The organism is Kitasatospora sp. DSM 101779 (assembly GCF_025655475.1).
Classification (GTDB): Bacteria; Actinomycetota; Actinomycetes; order Streptomycetales; family Streptomycetaceae; genus Kitasatospora.
Genome location: NZ_JAHTIK010000001.1, coordinates 5,074,610 through 5,090,998, shown reverse-complemented (window position 1 = coordinate 5,090,998; position 16,389 = coordinate 5,074,610). Strand labels below are relative to the sequence as shown.

The window sequence follows — 16,389 nt, the reverse complement described above, 5'->3', positions numbered from 1 at the left end:
ATCGGATACAAGGGGCCCCGGGGCGGGGGCCGGACAACTGCGGAGTGCCGGTTTCGGGCATCCTCTCCCACATGAACACGTGGCAGGAGGACCGCCCGGGGGGCGGGGGCGCGTACGGGCAGGGCGACGGCGGGTACCGCCAGGGCGGTGCGTCGGCCGAGCCGCCGCTGCCGCCGGAGCTCAACCCGCGCGGTGCCGGGGCGGGCGCTCCGGGCGGCGCCCAGGGGGGTCGCGGCGGCTACGGCGGTGCGGCCGTCCCACCGCAGCAGGGCTACGGCCGGCCGCCGCAGCAGGGCCGCGCCCCGGGGGTGCCGCAGCAGCAGCCCGGCTACGGGCGTCCGACGGGTCCCGGTGCACCGGGCGCGCCGGGTGCACCCGTCCGGCCCGGCGGCCCGGGCGGCCCGGGACCGGACGCGCCGGCCACGGCCTCGCGCTGGCCGCGCAGCCGGAAGATCAAGGTGGGTGCGCTGGCGCTGGTCGCCGCGCTGCTGGTGACCGGCATCGGCACCTACGTGTGGGCCGACTCCCAGCTGAACCACGAGAACGTGCTGGCCCCGTACGACAACCGTCCGGCGGCGGGCAAGGGCACCAACTGGCTGATCGTCGGCTCGGACAGCCGGGAGGGCCTGTCGGACGCCGACGAGGACGCGCTGCACACCGGCTCGGCGCAGGGCAAGCGCAGCGACTCGATGATGCTGCTGCACATCGGCGACAACGGGAACACCCTGATGTCGATCCCGCGCGACTCCTGGGTGACCATCCCGGCGCACCTGGACACCAGCGGCAGCGGCAAGACCGTCCCGCAGACGACCTCGAAGATCAACGCGGCCTTCGCGCGCGGCGGCGGCCGGCTGCTGGTGCAGACGGTGGAGACCAACACCGGGGTGCACATCGACCACTACGCCGAGATCGGCTTCGCCGGCTTCGTCGGGATCGTCGATTCGGTCGGCGGCGTGGACATGTGCATCGAGCAGGACGTCAAGGACCGGGACTCCGGCCTCGACCTGAAGGCCGGCTGCCAGACGCTGAGCGGCAAGCAGTCGCTCGCCTTCGTCCGCCAGCGGCACCAGATGGCCGACCAGGACCTCGGCCGGATGCGCAATCAGCAGAAGTTCCTGAGCGCGCTGGCGAGCCAGGCCGCGTCGCCGGCGACCCTGCTCAACCCGTTCACCTTCTACCCGATGGTGAGCTCGGGCCTGGGCACCCTGATCGTGGACGAGGACGCCGGGCTGACCGACCTCGGCTCGCTCTTCCTGGCCATGAAGGGCGTCTCCGGCGGCGACGGCAAGAGCATCACCGTGCCGATCGGCAACCCGGACTTCCGCACCCCCACCGGCGAGTCGGCGGTCAAGTGGGACGCGACCAAGTCCAAGCAGGTCTTCGACGCCTTCAAGAACGACACCCCGGTGCCGGACCTGAAGAAGTAGGCGCACCGCCGAGCACCGGCGGCGCCCGTGCGGGGCCGCGCGCCGTCCCGAGGACGGTGCGCGGCCCCGCGCGCCGGTTTTGGGGACGGTGCGTCGCCGCTCCGTCACAATGTGCCGCATGTCTCTGGTGACGTCCTTGATCTACCGCCGCCGCCACCCGCTGCTCGGCCGCCTCGTCCAGGAGGCGCTGGCGCTGTACGGGATGGAGGTGCCGGCCGCGGTGGAGATCGGGCCGGGGCTGGAAGTGTTCCACCGCGGCTTCGGCACGGTGCTGCACCCGTACACCACGATCGGTGCCGGGGTGACGCTCTACAACGGGGTCACCGTGGGCCGCGCCGACCCGTGGGTACCGCAGGAGCGGAGCGCGATGCGGCGGGTGGTGCTGGAGGACGGGGTCGTGGTCTGCGCCGGCGCGAAGATCGTCTGCAAGGAGGGTGTGCTGACGGTGGGCGCGGGGACGATCGTCGGTGCCAACGCGGTGCTGACCCGCTCCACCGGGCGCGGGGAGATCTGGGCGGGCATCCCGGCGCGCTGCATCGGCCTGCGCGAGGGGACCGGACCGCTGCAGGCCGAGCCGCACCGACGGGAGCCGCAGCGGCCCGGAACGCCGCAGGTCCCCGGCCCGGCGAGCGGGCGGCTCACCGGACGGGGGACCTGCTGAGGCCCGCGGGGCCTACGGGAGGTTGCGGGCCATGACGATGCGCTGGACCTGGTTGGTGCCCTCGTAGATCTGGGTGATCTTGGCGTCGCGCATCATCCGCTCGACCGGGTAGTCGCGGGTGTAGCCGTAGCCGCCGAGCAGCTGGACGGCGTCGGTGGTGATCTCCATCGCGACGTCGGAGGCGAAGCACTTGGCGGCGGCCCCGAAGAAGGTCAGGTCGCCGTCGGTGCGCTGGGACTTCGCGGCGGCGGCGTACGTGAGCTGGCGGGCGGCCTCCAGCTTCATCGCCATGTCGGCGAGCATGAACTGCACGCCCTGGAACTCGGCGATGGCCTTGCCGAACTGCTTGCGCTCCTGGACGTAGCCCTTGGCGTAGTCGAGGGCGCCCTGGGCGATGCCGATCGCCTGGGCGGCGATGGTGACCCGGGTGTGGTCGAGGGTCTTCATCGCGGTGGCGAAGCCGGTGCCCTCGGCGCCGATCATCCGGTCGGCGGGGATCCGCACGTTGTCGAAGTAGACCTCGCGGGTCGGCGAGCCCTTGATGCCGAGCTTCTTCTCCGGGGCGCCGAAGGAGACGCCCTCGTCGCCCTTCTCGACCACGAACGCGGAGATGCCCCTGGAGCGCTTCTCCGGGTCGGTGACGGCCATGACGGTGTAGAACTCGGAGACGCCGGCGTTGGTGATCCACCGCTTGACGCCGTTGAGGACCCAGAAGTCGCCGTCGCGGACCGCGCGGGTCTTCATGCCGGCCGCGTCGGAGCCGGCCTCCGGCTCGGACAGGCAGTAGGAGAACATGCCCTCGCCGCGGGCCAGCGCGCCGAGGTACTTGGCCTTCAGCTCCTCCGAGCCGGACAGCTGCACCGGCAGCGAGCCGAGCTTGTTGACCGCGGGGATCAGCGAGGAGGAGGCGCAGACCCGGGCGACCTCCTCGATCACGATCACGGTGGCCAGCGCGTCCGCGCCGGCGCCGCCGTACTCCTCGGGCACGTGCACCGCGTGCAGGTCGTTGCCCTGCAGCGCCTCCAGCGCCTCGCTCGGGAAACGGCCCTGCTCGTCGACCTCGGCCGCGAACGGGGCGATCTTCGCCTCGGCCAGCGACCGCACCGCGTCACGGAGCATGTCGTGCTCCTCGGCCAACCGGAAGAGGTCGAAATCCGCTCCGGAATTGCCCGCCATGTGCTCGCCCCTCGCGTGGTTAGTTACCGTTAAGTAGCAGTGTCGCCACTCATTCTAGGCGTGCCCCGGGGTTCCCCGGCAGCGTGACATGCACAACAGGCGGCCGCGCGGCTCAGCGCACGCTGTCGCCGAGGGTGTCGCTGCTGGTGCGGTGCTCGGCCAGGTACTGCTCCATGCGGTCGTTGCGCACCGCCTCCCAGAGCGTGGCCGCCGCCGGCCGGTCGAGCAGCACCACGGACTGCCCGTCCGCGGTGCTGTCGAAGCCGCCGAAGGGCGCGTTCATGAAGCGCACGCCGTCCGGGCGCAGCCCGCGCATGCTCCAGGCGAGCTCGTAGAGGTCGGTGTTGCTGAGCCGGTCGTCCACGCTGACCACGTCGCCGACGGCCTGCAGCAGACCGGTGAGCCGGGCCGGGCTGCCGAGGGTGCCGGCGTCCATGGTCTGGATCATCAGGGCGCGCAGGAAGTTCTGCTGGCGCTTGCTGCGGTCCAGGTCGCCGTTGGGCAGGCCGTGCCGCTCGCGGACGTACAGCAGCGCCTCCGCGCCGTCCATGTGGTGGGTGCCGGCGTCCCACTGGCGGGCGTCGCCGCGGGCCTCGATGGTCTGAGGGATGGTGATGTCGACGCCTCCGACCGCGTCGGTCAGCGCCCGGAAGCCGTTCCAGTCGATCACCCCGATGTGGTCGATGCGGATGCCGGTGAGGTTCTGCACCGTCTCGACCATCAGCGACGGGCCGCCCCAGGAGTAGGCCGCGTTGATCTTCGCCTTCCCGTGGCCGGGGATGTCCACCAGGGTGTCGCGGGCGAGGGAGACGATCGACGCGCTCTTCCGGTCGGCGGCTATGTGCAGCAGCATCATGGTGTCGCTGCGCTGCGCGCCGGCCTTCCAGGCCGGCGCCTTCGCCTCCGTGCCGGTGGTGGGCACGTCCGAGCGGGCGTCCAGGCCGACCAGCAGGAAGGTGGTGCCGGTGTTCGGCACGGCCGTCGGCTGCTTGTCGGCGGGCAGGGTGGGGAAGGCGCCGGGGATCCGCTCCACCGAGGACGCGTAGTGGTCGACCGTCCAGTACGCGACCCCCGTCCCGCCGAGCAGCAGGGCGAACAGCGCCACCAGCGTCCAGACCAGCACCCGGCGGGTGCGCCGCCTGCGCCGGGCCTCGCCGTCCTCGGACGGGGCCGGGCCGCCGGCCGCGTCCGCCCCCTCGTCCCCGTCGTCCGCCCCGTCCGCCCGCACGTCCTCGAAGAGGCTCAGCGGTGCCGGGCGCTCCCCCGCCGCTTCCTCGCGCTCCCTCGCTGCCATGCGCGCATTGTGCCGCCCGGTGCGCCCCCGTGGGTCCGGGTCGGGATTTCGGCAACCCGGCCGTTATCGACGGGTTCGCCGCGCGGCCGGCCCCGGCTACCATCAGTGGCTGCGGCCGCCGGTCACCCCGGGCGGCCCGGCAACCTGGACTGAAGGGGAAGCACGTGGCCCTCCGCATCACGGTGATCGGCACCGGTTACCTCGGCGCGACGCACGCCGCCTGCATGGCGGAGCTCGGCTTCGAGGTGCTCGGCCTGGACATCGACCCGGAGAAGATAGCGTCGCTCGCCGCGGGCCGGGTGCCGATGTACGAGCCCGGACTCGCCGAACTGCTGGTCAAGCACGTCCCCGGCCACGAGGGCTCGACCGGCCGGCTGCGCTTCACCACCTCCTGGGAGGAGGTGGCCGAGTTCGGCGACGTCCACTTCATCTGCACCAACACCCCGCAGAAGAAGGGCGAGTTCGCCGCCGACATGAGCTATGTCGACAGCGCCCTCGACTCGCTGGCCGTCCACCTGACCCGCCCGACCCTCGTGGTCGGCAAGTCGACCGTGCCGGTCGGCAGCGCCGGCCGACTGGCGGAGCGGCTGGCCGCCCTGGCGCCGGTCGGCGAGCAGGCCGAGCTGGCCTGGAACCCGGAGTTCCTCCGCGAGGGCTTCGCGGTCGGCGACACCCTGCACCCGGACCGGCTGGTGGTGGGCGTGCGCAGCGAGCGCGCCGAACGGCTGCTGCGCGAGGTGTACGCGACGCCGGTCTCCGAGGGCGTGCCCTTCGTGGTGACCGACTTCGCCACCGCCGAGCTGGTGAAGGCCGCCGCGAACTCGTTCCTGGCCACGAAGATCTCCTTCATCAACGCGATGGCGGAGGTCTGCGAGTCGGCCGGCGCCGATGTCGTCCAGCTGTCCAAGGCGCTCTCCTACGACGCCCGGATCGGCGGCAAGTTCCTCAACGCCGGTCTCGGCTTCGGCGGCGGCTGCCTGCCCAAGGACATCCGGGCGTTCATGGCCCGGGCCGGCGAGCTGGGCGCGGACCAGGCGCTGACCTTCCTGCGCGAGGTCGACTCGATCAACATGCGGCGCCGTTCGCGGATGGTCGAGCTCGCCCGCGAGCAGTGCGGCGGCGGCTTCCTGGGCCGCCGGGTCGCCGTGCTCGGCGCGGCCTTCAAGCCGAACTCCGACGACATCCGGGACTCCCCCGCGCTGAACGTCGCCGGGCAGATCCAGCTGCAGGGCGCTCAGGTCACCGTGTACGACCCGAAGGCGATGGACAACGCCCGCAAGATGTTCCCCAGCCTGTCGTACGCGGACTCCGCGCTGGAGGCCGTCCAGGGCGCCCACGTGGTGCTGCACCTGACGGAGTGGCAGGAGTTCCGCGAGCTCGACCCGGTGGAGGTCGGCACGCTGGTCGCCGAGCGGCGCATCCTGGACGGCCGGAACGTCCTGGACGCGACCGCCTGGCGGGCCGCGGGCTGGACCTACCGGGCGATGGGCCGGCCCGGCGCGGAATGACCGCGGCCCGGCACGGGTTGTCCCCGGCATGACGTACGGAGACGAGGCGACGGTCCGCAGGATCCTCCGGGAGTCCGGCGACACCTGGGCGGTGGTCGGCCTGTCCACCAACACCCGGCGGGCGGCGTACGGCGTCGCCCGGGTGCTGCAGCGGGCCGGCAAGCGCGTGGTGCCGGTGCACCCGAAGGCCGAGACGGTGCTAGGCGAGCAGGGCTACGCCACGCTCGCCGAGGTGCCCTTCCCGGTCGACGTGGTCGACGTGTTCGTGAACAGCGGCCTGGCCGGCGAAGTCGCCGACCAGGCCGTCGCGGTGGGTGCCAAGGCGGTCTGGTTCCAACTGGACGTGGTGGACGAGGCCGCCTGGGAGCGGACCAGGGCCGCCGGGCTCGACATGGTCATGGACAAGTGCCCGGCCATCGAGCTGCCGCTGCTCTGATCCGTCCCCCGGCTGCCCGCCCCCGCGTCTACTCCACCGGCACCGCGATGTCGCAGACCGGCTCGCCGTCGGCGACGGCGGCCCAGTCCGCGAAGTAGACCTCGCGCGGGGCCGACACCACCGTGCGGTCCTCGGACTTCGCCCACTCGAAGACCGCGTCGTAGGCCGACAGGATCTGCGGGTAGGCCACCTGTGCCTTGGTGATCGTGGTGTACGCCTCGCGGTGCGCGGGCTCCGCGCGGTGGGCGTGCGCGACGGTGCCCGCGTGCGCGGGGTCGATCGGCACGCAGACCTCGACCGGCCCGTCGCTGTCCTCGTTGACCTCGCCGTGGTAGACCACGAACGGCGCCGCGGCCACTCCGCCGTAGGCCCCCGCGGCGGCGATCAGCCGCCCGGACGCCTCCGGGATCCACACCGGCAGGTCCTCCGGCCGGGCGTGCCGCTGCTCGGTGAGCACCAGCTGCTCCGGCACCTCGCGCTCCTCGATCCGGTACATGTCCAATCTCCCTTCGCCTCCCGACAGTCGGATGCGGAGGTGCGCCGCCAGCTCGCGCTGGGCCGAGATCCGGTGCTCGACCGACTCCCAGTAGGCGGCCACCAGTTCGGCGGCGCGCGGCCCGGGCGCGGCCAGCACCTCGGCCACGGTCGCGAGCGGCATGTCCAGCCCGCGCAGCCGGACGATCAGCCGAGCCGCCGGCAGCCGGTCCTCCCGGTAGTACCGGTAGCCGGTGACCGGGTCGACCCGGTCGGGCGGCAACAGGCCCTGCCGGTCGTACAGCCGCAGCGCCTTGGCCGAGAGCCGGGCGCGGCGGGCGAACGCGCCGATGCCGAGCAGTGCTTCGTCCTCCACGTGCTCCACGCTCCCGTCTGCCCCAGGGGCAAGGTCAACCCCGGCCGTCGAGCTGCTCCAGGGTGGCGATGGACGGGCCGCGGACGGCCTGCAGTCGGCGGGCCGCCTCCTCCGCCTCGCGCAGCACCCGGACGGCGTTGTGCCAGGTCAGCTTGGACAGGTCGGCCTCGGACCAGCCGCGGCCGAGGAGTTCGGCGACCAGGTTCGGGTAGCCGGCGACGTCGTCCAGCCCCGCCGGGACGAACGCGGTGCCGTCGAAGTCGCCGCCGATGCCGATGTGGTCGATCCCGGCGACCTCCCGCATGTGGTCGAGGTGGTCGGCGACCGTGGCCGGGGTGGCGACCGGCCGCGGGTGGGCGGCCTCGTGGGCGCGCTGGCAGTCCATCGCGGCGGGGGTGGTCTCCAGCGGGTGGAAGCCGTGCGCGCGCATGTTCTCGTCCGCGGCCAGCGTCCACTCGATCGCGGCGGGCAGCACGAACTTCGGTACGAAGGTGGCCATCGCCAGGCCGCCGTTGGCCGGCAGTGCGGCCAGCACGTCGTCCGGGACGTTGCGCGGGTGGTCGCAGACGGCCCGTGCGGAGGAGTGCGAGAAGATCACCGGCGCCTCGGCGACCCGGAGCGCGGTCCGCATGGTCTCGGCGGAGGTGTGCGAGAGGTCGACCAGCATGCCGAGCCGGTTCATCTCGCGGACGACCTCCTCGCCGAAGGCGGTCAGTCCGCCCGCGGCCGGCTCGTCGGTGGCGGAGTCCGCCCACGGCACGTTGTCGTTGTGAGTGAGCGTCAGGTACCGCACGCCCAGGGTGTACAGGGCGCGCAGGGTGGCCAGCGAGCTGTCGATCGAGTGCCCGCCCTCGGCACCCATCAGCGAGGCGATCCGGCCCTCGGCGCGGGCCGCCTCCATGTCGTCCGCGGTCAGCGCAAGGCGCAGCACCGCGGGGTAGCGCGCGGTCAGGGCGTGCACGAAGTCGATCTGCTCCAGGGTGGCGCTCACCGCCCGGTCACCGGCGAAGTCGCTGCGCACGTACACCGACCAGAACTGCGCACCGACCCCGCCGGCGCGGAGCCGGCCGAGGTCGGTGTGCAGGCGGGCGCTCTGGTCGGCCGCCAGGTCGAGCGCGTCCAGGTCGTAGCCGACCTGGGAGCGCATCGCCCAGGGGAGGTCGTTGTGCCCGTCCACCACGGGGGTGTCGCGGAGCACGGCGCGGGCGCGGTCGAGCAGTTCAGGGGTCATCCCCCCGTTCTACACCGGCGCACCCGCCCGGCCCGGGCGATCGACGGGGCTCAGCCCTGGCTGCCGGCCACGCGGGCGCGGAGCTTCTTGCCCTTCTCGGTGGCCTGGGTGTTCAGCTCGGCCTGGAAGTCCACCATCCGCTCGGCGAGCTCCGGGTCGAAGGCGGCGAGCATCCGCACGGCCAGCAGGCCGGCGTTGCGGGCGCCGGCGATCGACACGGTGGCCACCGGCACGCCGGCGGGCATCTGCACGATCGACATCAGGCTGTCCATGCCGTCCAGGTACTTCAGCGGCACCGGGACGCCGATCACCGGCAGCGGCGTGACCGAGGCCAGCATGCCCGGGAGGTGGGCGGCGCCGCCGGCGCCGGCGATGATCGCCTTCAGGCCGCGGGCGTGCGCCTGCTCGCCGTACGCCACCATCTCGCGCGGCATGCGGTGGGCGGAGACGACGTCCACCTCGAAGGGGACCTCGAACTCGGCCAGCGCCTGCGCGGCGGCCTCCATCACGGGCCAGTCGGAGTCCGAGCCCATGACGATGCCGACGAGCGGAGCCTCGGGGTTGGTCATTCGGTGATCGTTCCTCGCAGGTAGGCGGCCGCGTGGCGGGCGCGCTCACGGACGTCGTCGAGGTCGTCCCCGACGACGTTGACGTGGCCGACCTTGCGGCCCGGCTTCACGTCCTTGCCGTACATGTGGATCTTGAGGCCGGGGTCGCGGGCCATGCAGTGCAGGAAGGCGTGGTACATGTCCGGGTAGTCGCCGCCGAGCACGTTGACCATGACCGTCCACGGGGCGCGCGGGCGCGGGTCGCCGAGCGGCAGGTCGAGGACGGCCCGCAGGTGGTTCTCGAACTGCGAGGTGAACGAGCCGTCCTGGGACCAGTGGCCGGAGTTGTGCGGGCGCATCGCCAGCTCGTTGACGAGGATGCGTCCGTCCCGGGTCTGGAACAGCTCCACCGCGAGGTGGCCGGTGATGTCCAGCGCACCGGCGATCCGCAGGGCGAGCTGCTGGGCCTCGGCGGCCAGCTCCGGGTCGAGGTCCGGCGCGGGCGCGGTGACCTCGGCGCAGACTCCGTTCTCCTGGACGCTCTCCACCACCGGGTAGGCGACCGCCTGGCCGCTGGGCGAGCGGACCACGTTCGCGGCCAGCTCGCGGAGGAAGTCGACCTTCTCCTCGGCCAGCACCGGTACGCCGGCCAGGAAGGGCGCGGCCGCCTCGGCCTCGTCGGCGACCACCCACACGCCCTTGCCGTCGTAGCCGCCGCGGACGGTCTTCAGGACGACCGGGTAGCCGGTGCCCTCCTCGGCGAAGGCGGTGACGTCGGCCGGGTCGGCGACGATCCGGTGGCGCGGGCAGGGCACGTCGATCGAGTCCAGCTTCGCCCGCATCACACCCTTGTCCTGGGCGTTCACCAGGGCGTCCGGGCCGGGGCGGACGGCGACGCCGTCGGCCTGCAGCGCGCGCAGGTGCTCGGTCGGCACGTGCTCGTGGTCGAAGGTGATCACGTCGCAGTCGGCGGCGAAGCGGCGCAGCGTCTCCAGGTCCCGGTAGTCGCCGAGGACGACGTCGGACACCACCTGGGCCGCCGAGTCCTGCGGGGTGTCGGCGAGGAGCTTGAAACGGATGCCGAGCGGGATGCCGGCCTGGTGCGCCATGCGCGCCAGCTGCCCGCCACCGATCACGCCGACCACTGGAAATTTTGCATTGCCCGCGAAAGTCACGCTGCCCAGGATATCCGGGCCGGTCGGAGCCGGTGCACCGGCCGTTCACCCGGAGGCGGGAGGGTAACCGGGCGCCGATGGGGCCTGTGGGAGCGAGTAGCCTGGTGGCCCGGGCCCTCGCCGCGCACGTGCGTACACGAGACGCCCGCCAGCGGTGCGCCCGCGCGGGCACCTCCCGTCCTCCCGTACGTCACTCAGGAGACACCCGGATGACCACGACCACCGCGACGAAGCCGTCGCTGCCGCAGCGCCTGCGCGGCATGTCCGGCGAGGTGATCAAGTTCGGCGTCGTCGGACTGAGCGGCGTGCTGGTCAACTTCGTCGTCTTCTGGGTCTGCATCAACGGCCTGAACCTGGCCTCGCTGCGCTCCAACGTGGCGGCGACGCTGGTGGCCATCGCCACCAACTACCTGGGCTACCGGTACTGGCTCTACAAGGACCGCGACGCGGCCTCCCGCAAGCGGGAGATCACGCTGTTCCTGGTGTTCAGCGGCGCCGGCATGCTGATCGAGACCGGTGTGCTGGGCTTCTCGGTCTACGTGCTGGGCCTGGACACGCACTTGGAACAGGTCGCCGCCAAGGTGGCCGGTCTCGCGGTCGGCACGGTGTTCCGCTTCGTCTCGTACCGCACCTGGGTGTTCAAGGCGATGCCGGAGCTGTCCGAGCCCGAGACCGCGGCCGAGCCCGAGGTGGTCACCGAGGCCGAGCTGCTGCTGGCGGCCGAGGAGCCGCACTACGTGAAGTGACGCCCCGGCCGGGCCGCGCTCAGGCGTGCGGCCGGGCGCTGTTCTCGTCCTCGTCCCGGCCGCTGCCGAGGAAGAGGGCGAACACCGGGGGCTTGAGCGAGAGCAGTTCCAGGCGGGCGCCGTCCGCCTCCGCGAGGTCGCGGGCGACGGCCAGGCCGATGCCGGTCGAGTTGCGTCCGCTGACCGCCCGTTCGAAGACCCGGTTGCCGAGCTCGGGCGGGACGCCCGGGCCCTCGTCCTGCACCTCGGCGACGACCGAGGAGCCGGTGCGGCGCACCCGCAGGGTGATGTCGCCGCCTCCGTGCATCAGCGAGTTCTCGATCAGGGTGGCCATCACCTGGGCCACCGTGCCGGGCGTGCCGATCACGGTGGTACCGCGCATGCCCTCCATCAGCAGCCGGCGGCCGGCCGCCCGCAGCGGTGCGCTCCACTCCTCGACCTGCTGCTTGAGCACCTCGTCGAGGTCGAAGGTGACGGCGGTCGGGCTGGCCGGGTCGCGCTGGTTGGTGAGCAGCCGCTGGACGACGTCGGTGAGCCGCTCCACCTGCTGGAGGGCGATCGTCGCCTCCTCCTTGACGGTGTCCGGCTCCTCGGCGAGCGCGGTGATCTCCTCCAGGCGCATGGAGAGCGCGGTGAGCGGGGTGCGCAGCTGGTGCGAGGCGTCGGCGGCGAGCCGGCGCTCGGCGGTGAGCATCCGGGCGATCCGCACCGCGCTGACGTCCAGCACCTCGGCGATCCGGTCGAGCTCGGGCACGCCGTACCGGCGGTCGCGGGGGCGCGGGTCGCCGGACCCGAGGCGCTCGGCGGTCTCGGCGAGTTCGGTGAGCGGGCGGGCGAGCCGCTTGGCCTGCCAGACCGCGAGGGCGACCGCGGCCTGGACGGCGAGCAGGGCGACGACGCCGAGCAGCAGCAGCATGTTGCCGATCTCGTGGTCGACGTCCTCGCGGGACTGCTGGACGGTCACCTTCTCGCCGCTGGCACCCTCCTCGGTGGCGGTCAGCGCCGGGCCGTCGACCGGCCGGCCGGCCGCGATGAGCGGCTGGCCGGGGATGTCGACGGTGACGAAGGAGCCGTCGGTGACCTGGGCGGCGAACTTCTCGCCGGTCACCGGTTCGCCCGCGGCGAGCCGGTTCTCGACCAGGCCGAGGACCCGCACGGCCGCGGCGTCGACCCGGTCCTCGGCGGCGTTGACGATGCTCTGCTTCTCGATGAGCGCCAGCGGGACGCAGAACACCGCGACCACCACCAGGACGACACCCAGCAGCGAGTTGATCATTCTGCGCTTCACGCCGGGGAACGCCTTCGCTCAGTCGGTTCGGTGCTTCGGTGCCGTGTGCTTCGGTGCTGCTGCGGTGCGGGCGGCCGGGGTCAGTTCTTCTCGAACCGGAAGCCGACACCGCGGACGGTGGCGATGTAGCGCGGGTTGGCGGCGTCGTCGCCGAGCTTCTTGCGCAGCCAGGAGATGTGCATGTCCAGGGTCTTGGTGGACGTCCACCAGGTGGTGTCCCAGACCTGGCGCATGATCTCCTCGCGGGTGACCACCCGGCCGGCGTCCCGCACCAGGACGCGCAGCAGCTCGAACTCCTTGGCGGAGAGGGTGAGCTCCTCTTCGCCGAGCCAGGCGCGGTGCGACTCGATGTCGATCTTCACGCCGTGTGCGCCGGTGGTGAGCTGGTCGACGTTGCCGCGGCGGAGCAGCGCCCGGACGCGGGCGAGCAGCTCGGCCAGCCGGAAGGGCTTGGTGACGTAGTCGTCGGCGCCGGCGTCGAGGCCGACCACCGTGTCCACCTCGTCGGCCCGCGCGGTGAGCACCAGCACGGGGCAGCTGCGCCCGTCGGCGCGCAGTCTGCGGCAGACCTCCAGGCCGTCCATCTCGGGCAGGCCGAGGTCCAGGACGATCAGGTCGACGTCCTCGGCGAGGCCCGCCGCCAGTGCGGCCGGGCCGTCCTCGCGGACGAGCACGTCGTACCCCTCGCGACGGAGCGCGCGGGCCAGCGGTTCGGAGATTGCCGGGTCGTCCTCGGCCAGCAGCACACAGGTCATGGGGGTGATGGTAGTCCGCTCCGGTGATCGCCAGGTGCTGTGAACTGTTTCACAGAACCGTGATCGTTACCTTGGGCCCGCCATGTCCGCGCCGAGAACCGCTTTGGAGGCCGAGGCACAGATATTTCACCATTCGATCTTCGTTTCGAAGGAAGATTTTCCGAGTTACCATCGAATGGACGACCTGTAGCTGCTGGGGCTTTACTCGGACAATACCGACGCCTGTGCACTTGTCATCCGATGTCATGTCATCGCCCCCGTACAGTGGTCCGGTCCCCGCCCGCCACCACCCCCTCGGCGGACGAACACAGGCAAGGAACCCACCACACATGGCGACTACCACCCTGGACGCCGGCATCCGTCCGGCCCCTTCCAGTGGCAAGACCTTCTTCGGGCACCCCCGAGGGCTCGCCACCCTCTTCATGACCGAGATGTGGGAGCGCTTCAGCTTCTACGGCATGCGTGCCCTGCTGGTGCTCTACATGACCGCCGCCACCACCGAGGGCGGCCTCGGCATGAAGATCGCCGTGGCGACGGCGGTCTACAGCGTCTACAACGCGATGGTGTACCTGCTCGCCCTGCCGGGCGGCTGGATCGCCGACCGCTTCCTCGGCGCCCGCAAGACCGTGGCGCTCGGCGGAACGATCATCATGATCGGCCACTTCCTGCTGGCCGTGCCGTTCTCGGCCTCGTTCTTCACCGGCCTCGGCTTCATCGCGCTCGGCTCCGGCCTGCTCAAGGCCAACATCTCGACGATGGTCGGCCACCTGTACGACGGCCCGAACGACCCGCGTCGCGACGGCGGCTTCACGATCTTCTACATGGGCATCAACCTCGGTGCCTTCGCCGCCCCGCTGGTCATCGGCACCGTCGGCCAGAGCGTCAACTGGCACCTGGGCTTCGCCCTCGCCGGCGTCGGCATGGCGCTCGGCCTCGGCCAGTTCCTGCTCGGCACCCGCCACCTGGCCGCGGCCAGCGACGTCGTGACCTCCCCGATGCCGGCCGACGAGAAGCGCGCGATCCTCCGCAAGGCCGGCCTGTGGCTGGCCGTCGCGGTCGCGTTCTACGCCGTCGTCGTGCTGAGCGGCCGCTTCACCATCGACTGGGCGATCTGGCCGCTGTCGATCGCGGGCATCGCGATCCCGGTGTTCGTCTTCGCCCGGGTGAAGCGCGACAAGGACCTCGACGAGGCCGAGCAGTCCAAGATGAGCGGCTACATCTGGTTCTTCGTGGCCGCCGCCGTGTTCTGGATGATCTACGACCAGTCCGGCTCCACGCTGAGCGTCTTCGCCGACGACAGCACCGCCTCCACGCTGTTCGGGTTCAACTTCCCGTCCAGCTGGTTCCAGTCGCTGAACCCGCTCTACATCATGGCGCTGGCCCCGGTCTTCGCCTGGCTCTGGGTGGCGCTCTCGCGCCGCGGCAAGAACCCCAGCACCACCATGAAGTTCGCCGTCGGCCTGCTGATGATCGGCGCGTCCTTCCTGGTCATGATGCTGGCGATGGCCGCCGCCGCAGGCGGCGTCAAGGTCACCCCGCTGTGGCTGGCCGTGGTCTACCTGGTCCAGACGGTCGGCGAGCTGACCCTCTCCCCCGTCGGCCTCTCCGTCACCACCAAGCTGGCCCCGGCGAAGTACGCCAGCCAGATGATGGGCGTCTGGTTCCTCGCCGTCACCGCCGGTGACTGCGTGGCCGCCATCATCCAGCTGGTGCTGGGCGACGCCACCGGCACCACCTGGTACTTCGCCGTCCAGGGCGTGGCCGCGATCGTCGCCGGCCTCGGCCTCGCGATGTACCGCAAGAAGGTCGTCCGCCTCATGGGCGACGTGCACTGACGCACCCGCCCTGACGCAGTGCGCAGCGGCCCGGCACGGATCCCCCGTGCCGGGCCGCTGCCGTACCCCGCCGACCGGCGGGGTACACCCGGGCGGAATCCCGCCGGTCGGCGGTTGTCCCGGGCGGGGCGAACCGGAAAAACTGGTCCCGACCAGGGCACAACCCTGCACGGAACGAGGGAGGGCGCGGATCGCGCCCTCCCTTTCCCGTGGCGTCCGGCTTTCCCGTGGCGTCCGGCTCTCCCGTGGCGTCCGCGTGATGCGGCTCAGACCTCGCGCACGCCGTTGCGCCAGACCGCCGCGGTCAGCGGCACGCCGGGCCGGTACGCGAGGTGCACGTGCGAGGGGGCGTCCAGCAGCAGCAGGTCCGCCCGGGCACCCACGGTGACCGTGCCGACGTCCGTGCGGCGCAGTGCCCGGGCGCCGGTCGCGGTCGCCGCGTACACCGCCTCGTCCGGGGTCATGCCCATCTCGCGCACCGCCACCGCGATGCAGAACGCCATGGAGCTGGTGAAGCTCGACCCCGGGTTGCAGTCGGTGGAGAGCGCCACGGCGGCGCCCGCGTCCAGCAGTCGACGGGCGTCCGGGTACGTGGCGCGGGTGGAGAACTCGGCGCCCGGCAGCAGCGTCGCCACCGTCTCCGACCCCGCCAGCGCGGCCACGTCCTCGTCCGTCAGGTGGGTGCAGTGGTCCGCCGAGGCCGCCCCCAGCTCCACCGCGAGCTGCACGCCCGGGCCGTACGACAGCTGGTTGGCGTGCACCCGCGGCACCAGGCCGCGGGCCGCGCCCGCGGTGAGGACGGCCCTCGCCTGGTCGCCGTCGAAGGCGCCGCGCTCGCAGAAGACGTCCACCCACTTGGCGTGCGGGGCGCAGGCGTCCAGCATCTCGCCGGTCACCAGCTCCACGTAGCCGGCCGGGTCGTCCGCGAACTCGGGGGCCACCACGTGGGCGCCGAGGTAGGTGGTCTCCGGGGTGTGCCCCGCGGCGATGCGCAGCGCCCGGGCCTCGTCCTCGACGGTCAGGCCGTAGCCGGACTTGCACTCCACCGTGGTGGTGCCCTGGCGCAGTGCCTCGCGCAGGAAGCGGGCGAGGTTGGCGTCGAGCTCGGCGTCCGAGGCGGCGCGGGTGGCGGCCACCGTCGTCCGGATGCCGCCCGCCGAGTAGGACCGGCCGGACATCCGGGCGTTGAACTCGGCGGTGCGGTCGCCGGCGAAGACCAGGTGGGAGTGCGAGTCGACGAAGCCGGGGAGCAGGGCGCGGCCGGCCGCGTCGAAGCTGTCGTCCGCGGCGGGGGCGGCGGCCGCCGGACCGACCCAGGCGATGCGGTCGCCGTCCACCACCACGGCCGCCTCCTCGACCAGCCCCAGCGGGCCCGCGCCGAGCCCGGGGTCGTTGGTGACCAGACTGCCGATGCCGGTGATGAGGGTGCTCAACGTTCGTCCTTTCGAGGTCGGTCTGG

At 72.3% G+C, this 16,389-nt stretch carries 15 protein-coding genes; 6 read left to right on the top strand and 9 right to left on the bottom strand.

The annotated features are described in order from the left end of the window. Nucleotides 1-71 precede the first annotated feature (71 nt). Together KSNIM_RS23290 and KSNIM_RS23285 are read left to right on the top strand one after the other, a co-directional pair. Complete coding sequence (locus tag KSNIM_RS23290; RefSeq protein ID WP_263105107.1) at nt 72-1,427, top strand: LCP family protein; 1,356 nt, start codon at nt 72-74, stop codon at nt 1,425-1,427. A gap of 118 nt (nt 1,428-1,545) precedes the next feature. Next, on the top strand, nt 1,546-2,088 hold the full coding sequence (locus tag KSNIM_RS23285) for a serine O-acetyltransferase (RefSeq protein WP_263105106.1): 543 nt from the start codon (nt 1,546-1,548) through the stop codon (nt 2,086-2,088). 12 nt (nt 2,089-2,100) lie between these two features. Here the strand turns inward: KSNIM_RS23285 and KSNIM_RS23280 are convergent, their stop codons facing one another. Both KSNIM_RS23280 and KSNIM_RS23275 read right to left on the bottom strand, forming a co-directional pair. Next, nucleotides 2,101-3,264: an acyl-CoA dehydrogenase family protein gene (locus KSNIM_RS23280; RefSeq protein WP_263105105.1), complete on the bottom strand. Its 1,164-nt coding sequence runs from the start codon at nt 3,262-3,264 to the stop codon at nt 2,101-2,103. Nucleotides 3,265-3,376: 112 nt separating this feature from the next. After that, nucleotides 3,377-4,558: an LCP family protein gene (locus KSNIM_RS23275; RefSeq protein WP_263105104.1), complete on the bottom strand. Its 1,182-nt coding sequence runs from the start codon at nt 4,556-4,558 to the stop codon at nt 3,377-3,379. Between the two features lie 164 nt (nt 4,559-4,722). Here KSNIM_RS23275 and KSNIM_RS23270 point away from each other — a divergent pair, with 164 nt between their 5' ends. Together KSNIM_RS23270 and KSNIM_RS23265 are read left to right on the top strand one after the other, a co-directional pair. Then, on the top strand, nt 4,723-6,066 hold the full coding sequence (locus KSNIM_RS23270) for a UDP-glucose dehydrogenase family protein (protein WP_263105103.1): 1,344 nt from the start codon (nt 4,723-4,725) through the stop codon (nt 6,064-6,066). Between the two features lie 28 nt (nt 6,067-6,094). Then, nucleotides 6,095-6,502, top strand: a complete 408-nt coding sequence (locus tag KSNIM_RS23265; RefSeq protein WP_263105102.1) for a CoA-binding protein — start codon at nt 6,095-6,097, stop codon at nt 6,500-6,502. 28 nt (nt 6,503-6,530) lie between these two features. Here KSNIM_RS23265 and KSNIM_RS23260 read toward each other — a convergent pair whose 3' ends face one another. Genes KSNIM_RS23260 through KSNIM_RS23245 form a run of 4 tightly spaced genes read right to left on the bottom strand, consistent with a single transcriptional unit; the run spans nt 6,531 to nt 10,306 of the window. Beyond that, nucleotides 6,531-7,361 (bottom strand): MerR family transcriptional regulator, encoded by an 831-nt coding sequence (locus KSNIM_RS23260; protein WP_263105101.1) that lies wholly within the window; start codon nt 7,359-7,361, stop codon nt 6,531-6,533. Nucleotides 7,362-7,386: 25 nt separating this feature from the next. Further along, complete coding sequence (locus KSNIM_RS23255; protein ID WP_263105100.1) at nt 7,387-8,583, bottom strand: dipeptidase; 1,197 nt, start codon at nt 8,581-8,583, stop codon at nt 7,387-7,389. A 50-nt stretch (nt 8,584-8,633) separates the two neighbouring features. Further along, a complete protein-coding gene (gene purE / locus KSNIM_RS23250; RefSeq protein ID WP_263105099.1) occupies nt 8,634-9,152 on the bottom strand; it encodes a 5-(carboxyamino)imidazole ribonucleotide mutase in 519 nt (172 codons plus the stop codon). Next, nucleotides 9,149-10,306 carry a 5-(carboxyamino)imidazole ribonucleotide synthase gene (locus tag KSNIM_RS23245; protein ID WP_411543759.1) on the bottom strand — a complete coding sequence of 386 codons (1,158 nt, stop codon included), beginning with the start codon at nt 10,304-10,306 and terminating at the stop codon, nt 9,149-9,151. Before KSNIM_RS23245 ends, purE begins: the two co-directional genes overlap by 4 nt. A 209-nt stretch (nt 10,307-10,515) precedes the next feature. Between KSNIM_RS23245 and KSNIM_RS23240 the strand changes: the two genes are divergently transcribed. Beyond that, complete coding sequence (locus KSNIM_RS23240) at nt 10,516-11,052, top strand: GtrA family protein (protein WP_263105097.1); 537 nt, start codon at nt 10,516-10,518, stop codon at nt 11,050-11,052. Nucleotides 11,053-11,071: 19 nt separating this feature from the next. Here the strand turns inward: KSNIM_RS23240 and KSNIM_RS23235 are convergent, their stop codons facing one another. Next, nucleotides 11,072-12,340 carry an ATP-binding protein gene (locus KSNIM_RS23235; RefSeq protein WP_263105096.1) on the bottom strand — a complete coding sequence of 423 codons (1,269 nt, stop codon included), beginning with the start codon at nt 12,338-12,340 and terminating at the stop codon, nt 11,072-11,074. Nucleotides 12,341-12,420: 80 nt separating this feature from the next. Next, nucleotides 12,421-13,095, bottom strand: coding sequence for a response regulator transcription factor (locus KSNIM_RS23230; RefSeq protein ID WP_030263072.1), 675 nt, complete (start codon nt 13,093-13,095; stop codon nt 12,421-12,423). Nucleotides 13,096-13,424: 329 nt separating this feature from the next. On the opposite strand from KSNIM_RS23230, the gene KSNIM_RS23225 reads away from it, so the two are divergent. Further along, on the top strand, nt 13,425-14,930 hold the full coding sequence (locus KSNIM_RS23225) for a peptide MFS transporter (RefSeq protein ID WP_263105095.1): 1,506 nt from the start codon (nt 13,425-13,427) through the stop codon (nt 14,928-14,930). 266 nt (nt 14,931-15,196) lie between these two features. On the opposite strand, the gene hutI is transcribed toward KSNIM_RS23225, so the two are convergent. Beyond that, nucleotides 15,197-16,363: an imidazolonepropionase gene (hutI, locus tag KSNIM_RS23220; RefSeq protein ID WP_263105094.1), complete on the bottom strand. Its 1,167-nt coding sequence runs from the start codon at nt 16,361-16,363 to the stop codon at nt 15,197-15,199. Between the last annotated feature and the right edge of the window lie 26 nt (nt 16,364-16,389).

Excerpts from the sequence above, each read along its gene's own strand:
- KSNIM_RS23240 (WP_263105097.1), top strand. The coding sequence starts at position 10,516 with ATGACCACGACCACCGCGACGAAGCCGTCGCTGCCGCAGCGCCTGCGC.
- KSNIM_RS23280 (WP_263105105.1), bottom strand. The coding sequence starts at position 3,264 with ATGGCGGGCAATTCCGGAGCGGATTTCGACCTCTTCCGGTTGGCCGAG.
- purE (WP_263105099.1), bottom strand. The coding sequence starts at position 9,152 with ATGACCAACCCCGAGGCTCCGCTCGTCGGCATCGTCATGGGCTCGGAC.
- KSNIM_RS23225 (WP_263105095.1), top strand. The coding sequence starts at position 13,425 with ATGGCGACTACCACCCTGGACGCCGGCATCCGTCCGGCCCCTTCCAGT.
- KSNIM_RS23230 (WP_030263072.1), bottom strand. The coding sequence starts at position 13,095 with ATGACCTGTGTGCTGCTGGCCGAGGACGACCCGGCAATCTCCGAACCG.
- KSNIM_RS23265 (WP_263105102.1), top strand. The coding sequence starts at position 6,095 with ATGACGTACGGAGACGAGGCGACGGTCCGCAGGATCCTCCGGGAGTCC.
- KSNIM_RS23285 (WP_263105106.1), top strand. The coding sequence starts at position 1,546 with ATGTCTCTGGTGACGTCCTTGATCTACCGCCGCCGCCACCCGCTGCTC.
- KSNIM_RS23290 (WP_263105107.1), top strand. The coding sequence starts at position 72 with ATGAACACGTGGCAGGAGGACCGCCCGGGGGGCGGGGGCGCGTACGGG.
- KSNIM_RS23275 (WP_263105104.1), bottom strand. The coding sequence starts at position 4,558 with ATGGCAGCGAGGGAGCGCGAGGAAGCGGCGGGGGAGCGCCCGGCACCG.
- KSNIM_RS23255 (WP_263105100.1), bottom strand. The coding sequence starts at position 8,583 with ATGACCCCTGAACTGCTCGACCGCGCCCGCGCCGTGCTCCGCGACACC.